The organism is Streptosporangium sp. NPDC049046 (assembly GCF_040649155.1).
GTDB lineage: Bacteria > Actinomycetota > Actinomycetes > Streptosporangiales > Streptosporangiaceae > Streptosporangium.
Genome location: NZ_JBEZEZ010000001.1, coordinates 152,307 through 166,153, shown reverse-complemented (window position 1 = coordinate 166,153; position 13,847 = coordinate 152,307). Strand labels below are relative to the sequence as shown.

Here is a 13,847-nt window from a genome sequence, read left to right as displayed (position 1 = left end):
TTTTCCAGTCATTTCAGGCTTTTCAGGGATAAGGGAGGTACGACCGATGGCTGACCCCAAGGGTTTCCTCGCTCACGGACGCGAGCTGCCGGCGCGCCGCCCGGTGGACGTGCGCATCCGCGACTGGCGCGAGGTCTACGAGGACTTCCCCAAGCCCGCGCTGACCAGGCAGGCCGCGCGCTGCATGGACTGCGGCATCCCGTTCTGCCACAACGGCTGCCCGCTGGGCAACCTGATCCCCGAGTGGAACGACCTGGTCTACCGGGACGACTGGCAGGAGGCGATCGAGCGCCTGCACGCCACGAACAACTTCCCCGAGTTCACCGGACGCCTGTGCCCGGCTCCGTGTGAGGCGGCGTGCGTGCTCGGCATCAACTCCGACCCGGTCGCGATCAAGCGGGTCGAGGTCGAGATCATCGACCGTGCCTTCGACGAGGGCTGGGTCACCCCCCAGCCCGCCGCCACCAAGACCGGCAAGCGCGTCGCGGTCGTCGGCTCGGGCCCCGCGGGCCTGGCCGCAGCCCAGCAGCTCACCAGGGCCGGGCACGACGTGGTCGTGTTCGAGCGGGCCGACCGGATCGGGGGCCTGCTCCGCTACGGCATCCCCGAGTTCAAGATGGAGAAGCGGCACATCGACCGCCGTCTCGCCCAGATGCGGGCCGAGGGGACCGAGTTCCGTACCGGCGTCAACGTCGGCGTGGACATCACGGCGGCACAGCTGCGCGAGGAGTTCGACGCGATCGTCCTGGCCGGTGGCGCGACCCAGTGGCGGGACCTGCCCGTCGCCGGGCGCGACCTGAAGGGCGTCTACCAGGCGATGGAGTACCTGCCGCCCTCCAACAAGGTTCAGGAGGGCGACTTCCCGGTCTCGCCGATCAGCGCCGAGGGCAAGCACGTCGTCGTGATCGGCGGCGGCGACACCGGTGCCGACTGCATCGGCACCGCGATCCGGCAGGGGGCCGCCTCGGTCACCCAGCTGGAGATCATGCCCCAGCCTCCGGCGAGCCGTCCGGGCAGCCAGCCGTGGCCCACGTTCCCCATCCTGTTCAAGATGGAGAGCGCCCACGAGGAGCTGGCCGACGGTGACGGCGCCCGGGTCTACGCGGTCTCCACCACCGAGTTCGTCGGCGACGCCGAGGGCAACGTCAGGGCGCTGCGCCTGGTCGAGGTGGAGGGGCCCGCGGCCGGGTTCAAGCCGGTGCCCGGCTCCGAGCGGGAGATCCCGGCCGAGCTGGTCACGCTGTCGATGGGCTTCGTGGGTCCGGAGAAGAAGGGCCTGCTCGAAGAGCTCGCCGAGGTCGCCGGTGGCGAGTTCTACGACGCCAGGGGCAACGTCGCGAGGGACAAGGGCTACATGTCCTCGGTCGACGGCGTCTTCGTCGCCGGGGACATGGGCCGCGGACAGTCGCTGATCGTGTGGGCGATCGCCGAGGGCCGCTCCGCGGCCTCGGCCGCCGACCGCTACCTCACGGGCCAGACGGCCCTTCCGGTGGCGATCCCGCCGACGGCGCGGCCGCTGGTCTGAGTGGAAGCTGGCCTGACATGTCATGACCGGTCTGGGTATGTCATGGTTGATCCATGCGTACCCGGGCCGGTTCATGCATGTCAGGGCCGGTTCATGTGCTCCATCGCTGGTTTGGTCAGGCCACGGTTGGTCTTCGGCACCCCCCGACAGTTCGGCATTCCGGATGTCTTACCGACTGCTTCAGGGAAAAATGCGCAGAGCGGGGTTTCGAATTGCTTTGGCGTACATATGCCTGAAAGATAAATTTCTTGATCGGGTCAGGTGCGGAGGATCGATGAATCGCGGGACCAGAAGCCTGACGGGCGCGGCGACGGCGCTCGCCCTGGCGGCGACCCTCACGGCGGGAGCCCTGGGCGGCGAGGCCACGACCGGCGCGGGCCAGACCCGCGAGTACCTGGTCTTCTACGCGGACGGCGCCCGCGACCGGGCGATCGACGCGATCGACGCGAGCGGCGGCACCGTCCTGTCGACCGACACCAGGATCGGTTACGTCCTCGCGGACGGTCCCGGCACGGGCTTCGTGGAGAGCCTGGCCGGCAGTGACGCCGTCGAGGGAGTCTCCTCCGACCGCAGGATCGGCTTCGCCAGTGCGATCCGCGCCGCCGCACCCGCGGCCGGGGCCTCCGCGGGCGGGTCCGCCTCAGAAGCCGGGATCTCCGGCACCGGGGCCACCTCCGGGACCTCCAGCGCCGGGACCGCTCCCGGGACGGTCTCCGGCGTGGGAACCCCGCTCGCATTCCCCTCCGCAGAAGCCCTCGGGCAGGCGGGCACCCGCCGCTCCGCCGACACACCGGAGCCGCTCGCCGGGCGGCAGTGGGACATGAAGATGATCGGCGCCACCGCGGAGGGCTCCTACGCCACCGAACCCGGTGACAAGCGGGTGCTGGTCGGCGTCATCGACACCGGCATCGACGGCAAGCACCCCGACATCGCCCCCAACTTCAACCGCGCCCTGAGCCGCAACTTCGTGACCGACCGACCCAAGGACCCCAACGGCAACGTCCTCGACGGCCCCTGCGAGTTCAAGGACTGCAAGGACCCGGTGGACTGGGACGACGACGGCCACGGCACCCACGTGGCCAGCACCATCGCCTCACCGATCAACGGCCTGGGCATCGCCGGGGTGGCACCCCAGGTGTCCCTGGTGAACCTGCGCGCCGGTCGCGACTCGGGCCTGTTCTTCCTCAAGCCCAGCGTCGAGGCGCTCACCTACGCCGCCGACGCCGGGATCGACGTGGTCAACATGAGCTTCTACGTCGACCCGTGGCTGTTCAACTGCAAGGCCAACCCGGCCGACTCCAAGGCGGAGCAGCTGGAGCAGCGCGGCATCATCACCGGCATGCAGCGCGCCCTCGACTACGCGCGCAAGCGCGGGGTCACCCTCATCAGCGCCATCGGCAACGGCGCCACCGACCTCGGCAAGCCGAGCAAGGACGAGAGCAGCCCCAACTATCCCAAGGGCAGCGAGCACACCCGCAAGGTCGACAACTCCTGCCTCAACGTTCCCGCCGAGTCCAAGGGTGTGATCTCGGTCACCTCGGTGGGGCCGACCGGGCGCAAGGCGTACTACTCCGACTACGGCGTCGAGCAGGCCGACCTCGCGGCCCCCGGCGGGGACGAGTTCGACGGCAGCAGCACGTACGACCCCACCAAGGGCATTCTGGCCGCCGCGCCGGAGAACGCGCTCAAGGCCAAGGGACAACTCACCGCCGACGGCACGCCGAAGTCCGACTCGATCATCCGGGAGTGCGAGGGCGGCACCTGCGCCTACTACCAGTACCTCGTCGGCACCTCCATGGCCGCACCGCACGCCACCGGTGTCGCCGCCATCCTGATCAGCCGGTTCGGCAAACCCGGCAAGGGCGGCCTCACGATGCCCCCCGCGGACGTCCAGCGCCAGCTGTACTCCACGGCCACCAAGAAGGCCTGCCCCTCACCGCGCGGGTACGCCTACAAGATCGACCTCGCGTTCGTGGACGAGGTCCACAAGTGCGAGGGTCCCAAGAAGCGCAACGGCTTCTACGGCCGCGGCCTCATCAGCGCCGAGAACGCCGCCAAGGCCGAGCCGCTCGCTCCCTGACAGCCTCCCTGACGGCGCGGGGGCGCCCAAGGCGCCCTCACCCCGTCTCGGCCCCTGGGTGAGGGGCCGAGACGGGGTGAGGGCGGTCGCCTCGCGGTTCGGCCTCGGCGGAAGCGTCATCCCGGGCACAGGCCGGATCTCCCCAAGAGACGATCAACAGACGGGTGAAGGGGACGAAAGGGGGAAGAAGAACGACTCCGGTTCCATCCCGTCGCTCTTGTCACCGTGAGGATCATCGGCTTCCTCCTCGCGCCTGAAGGCGGGTTCTCCACGCAGAAAGGACTCATATGAGGTTCCTGTCGCGTCCGCACCAGCTTCCGCCCCGGATCGCCGCCGGTTTGATCATTCTGAATTCGGGACTGACCAAGAGAACCGCGGGGGAGGAGAGCGCGAAGGGATTACACGGGATGGCCTCCGGGACCTACCCGTTCCTCAAGGACATGGACTCGGTGAAGTTCACGAGGCTGCTCTCCACGGCGGAGATCACCCTCGGTACCGCCCTGCTGGTCCCCGTGGTGCCGCCGCTGCTGGCGGGCGCCGCGCTGACCGCCTTCGCCGGAGGGCTGCTCGGCCTCTACCTCAAGACGCCGGGACTGCGGGAGGAGGGCAGCCTGCGTCCCTCACAGCAGGGCATCGCCGTCGCCAAGGACGTCTGGCTGCTGGGCATCGGCGCCGGGCTGGTCGCGGAGGAGATCGTCCGCGACTGACCCGGGAATCCGCCGGCCGGTCCGGGGTTCCGGCGCTCGGCCCGAAGCCGCCGTTGCCGAGGCGGAGGCGCGGTGACCGTCTCGAAACTCCGGGCGGCCGACGCGGAGGCGCGGTGACCGCTCGGAAGTCGTGATCGGTCCGGTGCCCCGATGACCGACCAGGCTCGGGGCACGCTCGCGGGTGCCCCGTACTCCTGGGACGGCTGACCTCAGGAGTGAGCGCGAGGGACGATTCGTAACCTGCCGTTCATGCTAGGTGGCTTTGTGTCACCGAATTTTTCATCGGCGCTACGGCTAACGTCGCGACCAAGTGGTCTGTACCAATTAGGGTGGGATCCGTGACTCGTCGCGCGAAAATCGTCTGCACTCTCGGCCCCGCCACCTCATCTCCCGAACGCCTCCGCGAACTCATCGCGGCCGGGATGGACGTGGCCCGTTTCAACCTCAGCCACGGCAGCCACGAGCTGCACAGGGAGGTTTACGACAGGTTGAGGGAGGCGGCCGCCGAGCTCGGGCGTGGCGTAGGTCTGCTGGCCGACCTCCAAGGCCCCAAGATCCGGGTCGGTAAGTTCGAGGAAGGTCCCGTCCGTCTCGGCTTCGGTGACGTCTTCACGATCACCACCGAGGAGGTCCCCGGCGACCGTGACCAGGTCTCCACGTCCTATCTGGGGCTTCCCAAGGACGTCAGCCCCGGCGACAGCATCCTGGTCGACGACGGCCGCGTCCGGCTGGAGGTGACCCGGGTCGACGGCCAGCGCGTCACGACCCGCGTGGTCGTCGGTGGCATGATCTCCGACAACAAGGGCCTCAACCTCCCCGGCGTGAACGTCAGCGCCCCCGTCCTGACCGACAAGGACGAGACCGACCTGCGCTGGGCGCTGCGCGCCGGCTTCGACCTGGTCGCCCTCTCCTTCGTCAGGCGTCCCTCCGACGCCGACGTGGTGCGCAACATCATGGAGCAGGAGGGCATCCGCCTCCCGCTGCTCGCCAAGATCGAGAAGCCGCAGGCCGTGGAGCGGCTCCCGGAGATCATCGAGGCCTTCGACGGCATCATGGTCGCCCGCGGTGACCTCGGTGTCGAGCTGCCGCTGGAGGAGGTGCCCATCGTCCAGAGGCGCGCCATCGAGCTCTGCCGCGAGAAGGCCCGCCCGGTCATCGTCGCCACCCAGATGCTGGACTCGATGATCACCTCTCCGCGTCCCACCCGCGCCGAGGCCTCCGACGTCGCCTACGCCGTCATGGACGGCGCCGACGCGGTCATGCTCTCCGGGGAGACCTCGGTCGGCAACTACCCCATCGAGGTCGTCGAGACGATGAGCCGCATCGCCACGACCGCGGAGAAGAGCTCCCTGCAGGCCACGCACAGCCTCGACCGGCTGCCCGAGACCACCGGTGGCGCGATCGCCCGTGCCGCGGCGGAGGTCGGGGCGATCGTCGGCGCCAAGGCGCTGGTGGCGTTCACCATGTCCGGTGAGACGGCCCGCCGTCTGGCCCGCTACCGCTCGCCGATCCCGCTGCTCGCGTTCACCTCCGCCCGCCACGTCCGCAACCAGCTCGCGCTGACCTGGGGTGTGGAGACCTTCGAGGTGCCGTTCGTCCACCACACCGACGACATGGTCCGTCAGGTGGAGGCCTCGCTGCTCGCCAACTCCCGCCTGGAGAAGGGTGACAAGGTCGTCATCGTCGCCGGTTCGCCTCCCGGCACCGCCGGCTCCACCAACGCCCTGCGCGTGCACACCATCGGGGCGGCGGTCTCCAACCCCGCCTGATCCTCACCCGATCCGCGAAAACGCGTACGGCCACCGCTTCGGCGGTGGCCGTACGCGTTTCCGGGGTCTTCCACGCGTTCGGCGATCCAAAAAAGCCGAAAAATACGCTCTTGTCGTGTCCGAATAGGTGTCAGAAGATCGGTGCACGGCATGCCCGAAAAGGGGCTGCCCGGTGAACCAGACAAATTTCACGAAAGGCGCCGGATGATCCAGGGCAGTCGGCCGGTGGGAGCGGAGCGGCAACACGAGGAGGACGAGGGGCGGCCTCCAGGCCAACCGGGTCGCCCGGGGCAGCGGGTGTCGGCCGCCGACACGGTCGCGGGAATGATCGAGGCCCGCCTGGGCCGGACGGTCGACCCCGACGAGAACTTCTTCGAAGCCGGGCTCAACTCGATGGCGCTGGTCGAGCTGCACGCGGACATCACCGGGGCGCTCGGTATCGACATCCCGGTCACCGCGATGTTCGCCCGGCCGAACGTACGGGCGCTCAGCCGCCTCGTCGCGGGCGCGCAGGAACCCGTCAGGAGCGAACCCGCGCGCCCGCGCCCCACGGGAGGCAGCCGCAGGGATGTGCGCGCCCGTATCCGCAGGGACGGCGGGTCGTCTCGGTGACGAGGACCGCGCCGATCGCGGTGATCGGTATGGGCCCGCGTGCCCCGCTCTCTCCCGGTCCCGTCCCGATCGAGGTCGTCGAGGCCACGATGGAGAACGCCGGACACGGCCCCGCGCGCCCACCGGGCGTGCTCGCCGTCCACGACACGGCCGAGGCCGCCTGCCTCGCCCTCGCCCTGGGGATCTGCGACCTCGCGATCACCGTCTCGGGGCCGAGCCTCGGCGCCGTCGCGGAACGGGGAACCGCGATCGCGCTCAGGCGCCTGGACGACGCCCTCCTCGACGGCGACCTCGTACGCGCCGTGATCGAGACGACGACCGACCCGGGTGCCGATCCGGCTCTCGACGTGGTCGCCGACACGGCGACCACCCCGGTGACCGACCGGGTCGCCGACACAGCGACCGGCCCGATGACCGCTTCCCGGCCCGGCACCGGTCCCGCCCGCAGCGGGCCCGGCGGCCGATCGCCGACAGGAGGACCGACCGCGCGTCCGCGTGATCCGTTGACGGTGAAGGACGGCTTCCCGCCGGTCCACCTCCCCGCGGACCACCGGCCCCGCGTCGTCGCCTGGTCGGGACGGCACCGACAGGAGGCCGACGCCGTACGGGAAGGCCTGGCGGGATTCTTCGCCACCCTCGCCCCCGACCGGTTCGCCGACGCCGTGGCCGTCCTCCAGCGGGGCCGCACCCCGCATCCCGTACGGGGCGCGATCGTCGCGACCACCCCCGCCGAGGCGTCCGCCGCCCTCGCCGCCGCGCGGACGGCCTCTGCCGAGGAAACGGCCGGGCACGAGCCGCCTTCCCGCGACGCGGCCTGGACGGGTGTGCGGTTCGTCTTCCCCGCCGGCGGCGCCGGTCGGCTGGGGGCCTCGCTGTACGGGGTCGAGCGGCTGTTCAGCGAGACGATGGACATCTGCCTGGAGGCTTTCGAGCGGCACGGCGTCGACTTCTGCGACGCCTGGCTCGCCGGGGAGCGCGACGACGACCCGGTGACGTTCGCGGTCACCTACTCCCTGGCGGCCACCCTGACCGGCTGGGGTGTCACCCCCGGAGGGTGCACGGGGGAGGGGGTCGGAGAACTCACCGCCGCCGCCTTCTCGGGAACGCTCGAACTGGACGAGGCGATCGCCAGGGTGGCCGCCGCCGACGCGGCGCCGGAGCGGGTGCCCGGATACGCCTTCCACGAGGTGGAGGCCCGTCGCGGGACGGTCGCGGGGCAGGACCCCTCGTCCGAGGCGGGAGCGGGACCGAAGGCCGGTGGCGCACGAGGCGCGCCGTCCCTCCTGCTCGGTGCGGCGGGGACGGGGACGGCAGGGACGGCAGGGACGGCAGGGACGGCGGGAATATCGCCGGGCGAGGAGACGATCCGCTGCGGGGACGACCGCCGGGGTCTGCTCACGGCGCTCGCCCGGCTGTGGACGCTCGGCTGTCCGGTGGACTGGGTCGCGCTCGACCCCGACCACCCTCTGCAGCGACTGCCCGTCCCCGGCGGGCACCGCCCCGCCGAGGTGACGCCCGTTCCCGTACCGGCTCCCGAAGTGCGGGAACGCGGGAATGCGTCGCCGGCTCCCGAGGCGCGGGAACGCGAGAGCGCGTCACGGCTCCCCGAGGGCCTGCCGGAGCCCGCGGAGCCACTGCGCAGGCCCGAGGCGGTCCCGTACTCGTTCTGGGTGCTGGAGCAGCTCGCCGGGTCGAGCGGGGTGTCCAACCTGGCGGTGGCGTTCAGGACCCGGCAGCCGCTGCGCAGGCTCCCGCTGCAGATCGCGGTGAACCGCCTGCTCAAGCGGCACCCGGCGCTGCGCCTGCGGTTTCCCGAGGTGGACGGCGCGCCCGTACGGCACCTCACCGCCCCGAAGGACGCGCAGATCAAGCTGGTGAACGGCGAGACCACGCCGGAGACGCTCGTCGCCGACCTGCAGAGTTTCCTGGACGAACCCTTCGACCTGGGCCGCGACCTGCTCTTTCGGGCCGGGCACTTCGCGCTGCCCGACGGCGGAGGGAGCGTGGTCTGCCTGGTCGCGCACCACATCGTGATCGACGCCACCTCGATGCAGTTCCTCGTCGAGGAACTGGGCGGTTTCTACGACGCGCAGACGAGCCAGGAGCCGCTCCCCGCCGCGCTCGCGGGCACCGCGCCCATGCTGGAGCCCAAAGCGGCCTCCCGGGAGTCGCTGGACTACTGGCTCGACAGGCTCGGGGACGTCGACCCGGCCGCGATGGTGCTCCCCGGCAGCAGGCCGTCGCCCGCCCGGCCCACCTTCGCCGGGCACACCTGCTCCTGGGAGGTGGACGCGGACACGCGCCGGGCGCTCGACACGCTGCGAACCGGCCTGCGCACCACCGACAACATCGTGCTCGCCGCCGCGTTCATGCTCACCCTGCGCGCGCACGGCGCCGGTCCCGAGCTGGTGGCCGCGATGCCGGTCACCACCAGGACGGCCGCGATGCGCGGACATGTCGGCTACGGCGTCAGCACCCTGCCGATCCGGGTGCGCGCCGATCCGGAGGAGGGGTTCGCGGCCCTGGTCAGACGGGTCGAGGACGTCTTCTTCGAGGGCGTAGAGCACGCGGACGCCTCGGTGGAGGCGGTGCTGGTCGAGCGCGGGCACGGCACCGGCGACTGGAGGGTGCCGCTGTTCCGGCACATGTTCAACTACCGGCCGTGGACCGACGACCAGGTGAGCATCCTGGGCTCCGTCCCCGAGTACGTCGAGGACCTGTTCGACCGCAGCCGCCTGGACCTGCAGTGCATCGCGGTGCAGGAGCCCGGCAGGCTCACGCTCAGGGTCTGGCACAGCACGGAGGTCCACGACGAGGCAGAGATCGCCGCGTTCGTCGCGCGGATGACCGCGCTGCTGCGGCGGGCCGCGAAGGACGCGCACCGGCCCCAGCGGGAGCTGGACTCCCTCTCGGCGGACGACCGGAGGCTGCTCGACCGGCTCAACGACACCGCGCGGACCTGGGAAGGACCGGCCACGTTGCTGGAGCGGATCGTCACCCGCACCGGGAGCCTCGAAATCGGCGACGGGCAGGTCGGCCGCGAGCGCGGTGCCGGGGCGGTGACCCGTGACGGTCTCCCGGAGGTCGTGCGCGGGAGCGATGCCCAGGCGGTCATCGGTGACGGCGATCCGGAGGCCACCCGCGAGCCTCGCACCGTGACGGCGATCCGTGACGGCGACCGAGAGGTCACCTACGGCGAGCTGCTCGACTGGGCGGCCTCCGTGCGGGACACCCTCGTCGCGCACGGCGCGGGCCCCGGCGACATCGTGGCGCTCGGCCTGAGCCGTTCGGCGGAGATGGTCGCCGCCGTGCTCGGCGTCTGGGCGGCCGGAGCCGCCTACCTGCCGCTGGACCCGCACCAGCCCGAGCTGCGCCTGGCCTACCAGGTGGAGGACTGCGGTGCCCGCCTGGTCGTCGCCGACTCCGAGGCTCCCTGGGCGGGGGAGACGCCCGTGCTCCCCATGCCGCAGGCCCCCGCGTCCGGCGCCGAGGCGGATCAGGGGTCGCGAAGACCGCTGGACGCGGCCGAGGTCTCCGCGACGATCTCCGGGGAGTCGATCGCCTACGTGATCTACACCTCGGGGTCCACCGGCAGGCCCAAGGGAGTGGCCGTCACCCACGGCAACCTGGCCAACCTCGTCCTCGACTTCGCCGACCGGCTGGGAGCGGGCGCGGCCGACGCGGTGCTGTGGTCCACCACGACCTCCTTCGACATCTCGGCCCTGGAGCTGATGCTCCCGCTCACCGTCGGCGGCACCCTGGTCGTCGCCTCCGACGACGACCAGCTGCAGCCGCGCAGGTTCCTGGAACTCATCGCGGCACGGGACGTACGCGTCGTGCAGGCCACCCCGACGGCGTGGCGGCTCATCGCCCCCGAGGCGCGCGACGAGCTGGCCGGGCGCGTCGTGCTCTGTGGCGGAGAGCCCATGCCGGCCGCGCTCGCCACGGACCTGCTGGGCCTGGGCTGCCGGTTGTTCAACGTCTACGGGCCGACCGAGACGACCATCTGGTCCACCGCCGCCGAGATCCTCGGCCCCCCGGCCGATCCGGTGCCGATCGGGGTGCCGCTCGCCAACACCCGGATCTTCGTCAGGGACGCCGACGGACGCGAGGCCCCGCCGGGCGTGCCCGGTGAGCTGTGCGTGGCGGGCGACGGGGTGAGCGCAGGGTACGTCAACCGTCCTGAGCTGACCGCGGAGCGGTTCGGCGAACATCCCCGCCATGGGCGCTTCTACCGGACAGGGGACATGGCCAGGCTCAGGCACGACGCGACCCTGGAACTCCTCGGCCGCGACGACCGCCAGATCAAGCTGCGCGGACACCGCATCGAGCTGGGCGAGATCGAGGCGGTGCTGCACCACCACGACGCCGTCAAGGTCGCGGCCGTCATCGTCCACGACGAGCGGCTGGTGGCGTTCGTGCAGCCCACGGACCTGCCCGACGGGGAGACCGAGGCCGCGCTGAGGGAGGAGCTGTGGAGGTACGCGGGGACGCGGCTGCCGGACTACGCGGTCCCCTCGGGGATCGTCCTGGCCGGGGAGTTCCCGACGACCGCGAACGGCAAGATCGACTATCGGGGGCTCACCGTCCCCGAGGACGCCTCCCCGTCCGCCCCCCGTGCCCCGGCGAGCTCGGAACTCGCCGAGGGGGTGCTGCGGCTCTGGCGGGAGGCACTGCGCCGCCCGGGACTCGGTGAGCACGACAACTTCTTCCTCAACGGGGGGCACTCGGTGCTCGCCGTACGGCTGATCGCCCCACTGGAGGAGCTCGCGGGCCGGGCGATCAACGTCCGCGCGGTCTTCGACCATCCCACCCCGGCCGAGCTGGCCGCGTTCATCCAGGAAGGGGCGGGTTCGTGACCTCCATCCCCGTCGTACGGCTCCCGGCCTCCTGCGCGGGGCCGGGCTCCCCGGAGTCCGGCGTCTCGGCACCGGAAGGAACGCGATGACCGCGCCGTGGTTCGTACCGGTGGGGGAGCGGCAGGGGGACCGGATCCGCCTGTACACCTTCCCCAACGCGGGCAGCGGTCCCGCCTCGCTCACCGACCTGGCCGGACGTTTCCCCGACGAGGTCGACGTGTGGTCGGTGAACCTCCCCGGCCGCCAGGCCAGACTGGCGGAACCGCCCGTCGAGGACCTGGACGCGCTGGTCGACGTCCTGGCCCGCGACCTGCTGACGAACGCCCGCGAGCCGTACGCGCTGTTCGGCTACTGCAGCGGCGCGCTGCTGGCCTACCTGGTCTGCCGTCGCCTCACCGAACTCACCCCGGCCTCCGGGCCGTCCGGAACCGTACCCCCAGGGTCATCCGAGACCGTGAGCCCGAAGTCGTCCGGACCCGTACCTCCGGAGTCGTCCGGGCCCGCCGTACGCGCAGAAGGCCCGCCACCGGAGTCCGCCGGACCGGATCCAGCGGCCGAGCCGGGAGGGCGGTGGCCCCAGCGGCTGCTCGTGGGGTCCTTCGCCGCGCCGGACGTCACGCTCCTGCTGCGCAGGCTGCCCGCCCTGCCTTCGTGGCTGTTCTGGGACCAACTGATCGAGCTGGGCGGGGTTCCGGCGGAGGTGGCCGAGCGCGAGGTGCTCAGGCCGATCCTCGAACCCGCACTCCGCGCCGACTTCGGGATGCTCGCCCGATACCGGCACCGGCAGGGGCCGCCGCTGCCCGTACCCGTCACCGTCCTGTACGGCAGCCGCGACGGCTCCATGTCGCGCGGCGGGCTGCTCGGCTGGCGCAGGCAGAGCGTCTTTCGGCTGTCGATGCGCGAGCTCGACGCCTCACACTGGCTGGCGGAGGAGACCCCCGACCTGCTCGCCACCGTCATCGCAGAGGAGATCGGATGCGTCTCGGTTACAGCATGAGCTACTGGGGCGGTGCCGGGCTCGGCCCCGCCGACCACCTCACCCTGGTCCGCGAGGCCGAGAGGCTGGGCTACGAGTCGGTGTGGGCCGCCGAGACCTACGGCACCGACCCCGCGAGCCTGATGGCGTGGATCGCGGGCCGGACCGAGCGGATCGCGCTGGGCACGGGCGTGCTGCAGATGTCGGGCCGCAAGCCCACGGTGGCGGCGATGACGGCCGCGACCATCGACCAGATCTCCGGCGGCCGGGCCCGGCTGGGCGTGGGTGTGTCGGGACCGCAGGTCGTGGAGGGCTGGCACGGTGAGCGTTTCGACCGGCCGGTGGCCCGCGCCCGCGACTACCTGTCGGTGCTGCGTCTCGCCCTGGCCGGACGCCCGGTGAGCTACTCGGGCGAGACCGTGACGCTGCCGCTCCCCGGCGGGCAGGGCAAGGAGCTGTCCCTGGGCGTCTCCCCGGTCCAGAAACACCTTCCCGTCTATCTCGGCGCGATGGGCCCGCAGACGACCGCGCTCGCCGGGGAACTGGCCGACGGCTGGCTCGCGATCCACTTCCCGCCCGAGCACCTCGCCGAGCGCACGGCCCAGCTGCGCGCCGGCGCGGCACGGGCGGGCCGCACCCTGGACGGCTTCGACGTCGCCCCGATGATCCTCACCCTCGTCGACGACGACGAGGAACTCGCCTTCGACATGATGCGGCCGATGCTCGCCCTCTATCTGGGCGGCATGGGCTCGCGCCGTACCAACTTCTACAACCGTCTGGCCCGCTCCCTCGGCTTCGAGAAGGAGGCCGAGGCGGTCCAGGAGGCTTTCCTGGGCGGGCGTCAGGGCGAGGCGATGTCGCTGCTCCCCGACGGCCTGGTCGACGCGATGACGATGTGCGGGCCGCCCGGCAAGCTCCGCGAACGGGTCGCCGCCTACCGCGAGGCGGGCGCCACCTCCCTCGTCGTCGGCCTGGTCACCCCGACCCTCCGCCTCCGCCTGGAACAACTGGAACTCGTCGCCGACCTGGTCACCTGAGTTCCCATCGGATCCGCCGGGATCGTACGACCCATGGCAGAGGATGCGCCTGCCTCAGGTTGCCCTCCAAGCGGGATGCCGTCACTGATGCAATCGACCATTCTTTCGATTATTTACCCATTTAGAGTGTTAGATATATCGCTTGGATAATCTGTGTTTTTTCGTGGCGACTCTTGAGGGTTACATCGTCCGTTCGGATCGACAAAAATCATGATCTAACGTGCTGAAAAAGAAAAAAATGTGGATCGACCGAAATTTGATGCGCTCTCGCCTGCGGTTAAT

General features: G+C 71.1%; 8 protein-coding genes. All 8 read left to right on the top strand.

Annotation, left to right across the window (positions count from 1 at the left end; genetic code table 11):
• The first annotated feature begins 46 nt into the window (after positions 1–46).
• The 8 genes from AB0B96_RS00645 (at position 47) to AB0B96_RS00610 (ending at position 13,565) form a co-directional block, all read left to right on the top strand.
• Positions 47–1,525 (top strand): glutamate synthase subunit beta, encoded by a 1,479-nt coding sequence (locus AB0B96_RS00645; RefSeq protein ID WP_362895290.1) that lies wholly within the window; start codon positions 47–49, stop codon positions 1,523–1,525.
• A gap of 274 nt (positions 1,526–1,799) precedes the next feature.
• Positions 1,800–3,605 (top strand): S8 family serine peptidase, encoded by a 1,806-nt coding sequence (locus AB0B96_RS00640; RefSeq protein WP_362895288.1) that lies wholly within the window; start codon positions 1,800–1,802, stop codon positions 3,603–3,605.
• A gap of 287 nt (positions 3,606–3,892) precedes the next feature.
• Positions 3,893–4,312 carry a hypothetical protein gene (locus AB0B96_RS00635; protein ID WP_350948175.1) on the top strand — a complete coding sequence of 140 codons (420 nt, stop codon included), beginning with the start codon at positions 3,893–3,895 and terminating at the stop codon, positions 4,310–4,312.
• A 338-nt stretch (positions 4,313–4,650) separates the two neighbouring features.
• Entirely contained in the window at positions 4,651–6,081 is a 1,431-nt protein-coding gene (gene pyk, locus AB0B96_RS00630) for a pyruvate kinase (RefSeq protein WP_350948176.1), read from the top strand.
• A 204-nt stretch (positions 6,082–6,285) separates the two neighbouring features.
• Complete coding sequence (locus tag AB0B96_RS00625) at positions 6,286–6,693, top strand: acyl carrier protein (RefSeq protein WP_362895285.1); 408 nt, start codon at positions 6,286–6,288, stop codon at positions 6,691–6,693.
• Positions 6,690–11,552, top strand: coding sequence for an amino acid adenylation domain-containing protein (locus AB0B96_RS00620; RefSeq protein ID WP_362895283.1), 4,863 nt, complete (start codon positions 6,690–6,692; stop codon positions 11,550–11,552). The genes AB0B96_RS00625 and AB0B96_RS00620 overlap by 4 nt, the downstream gene beginning before the upstream one ends.
• An 85-nt stretch (positions 11,553–11,637) precedes the next feature.
• Positions 11,638–12,549, top strand: coding sequence for a thioesterase domain-containing protein (locus AB0B96_RS00615; protein WP_362895281.1), 912 nt, complete (start codon positions 11,638–11,640; stop codon positions 12,547–12,549).
• On the top strand, positions 12,528–13,565 hold the full coding sequence (locus AB0B96_RS00610) for an LLM class F420-dependent oxidoreductase (protein WP_362895279.1): 1,038 nt from the start codon (positions 12,528–12,530) through the stop codon (positions 13,563–13,565). The genes AB0B96_RS00615 and AB0B96_RS00610 overlap by 22 nt, the downstream gene beginning before the upstream one ends.
• Positions 13,566–13,847 lie beyond the last annotated feature (282 nt).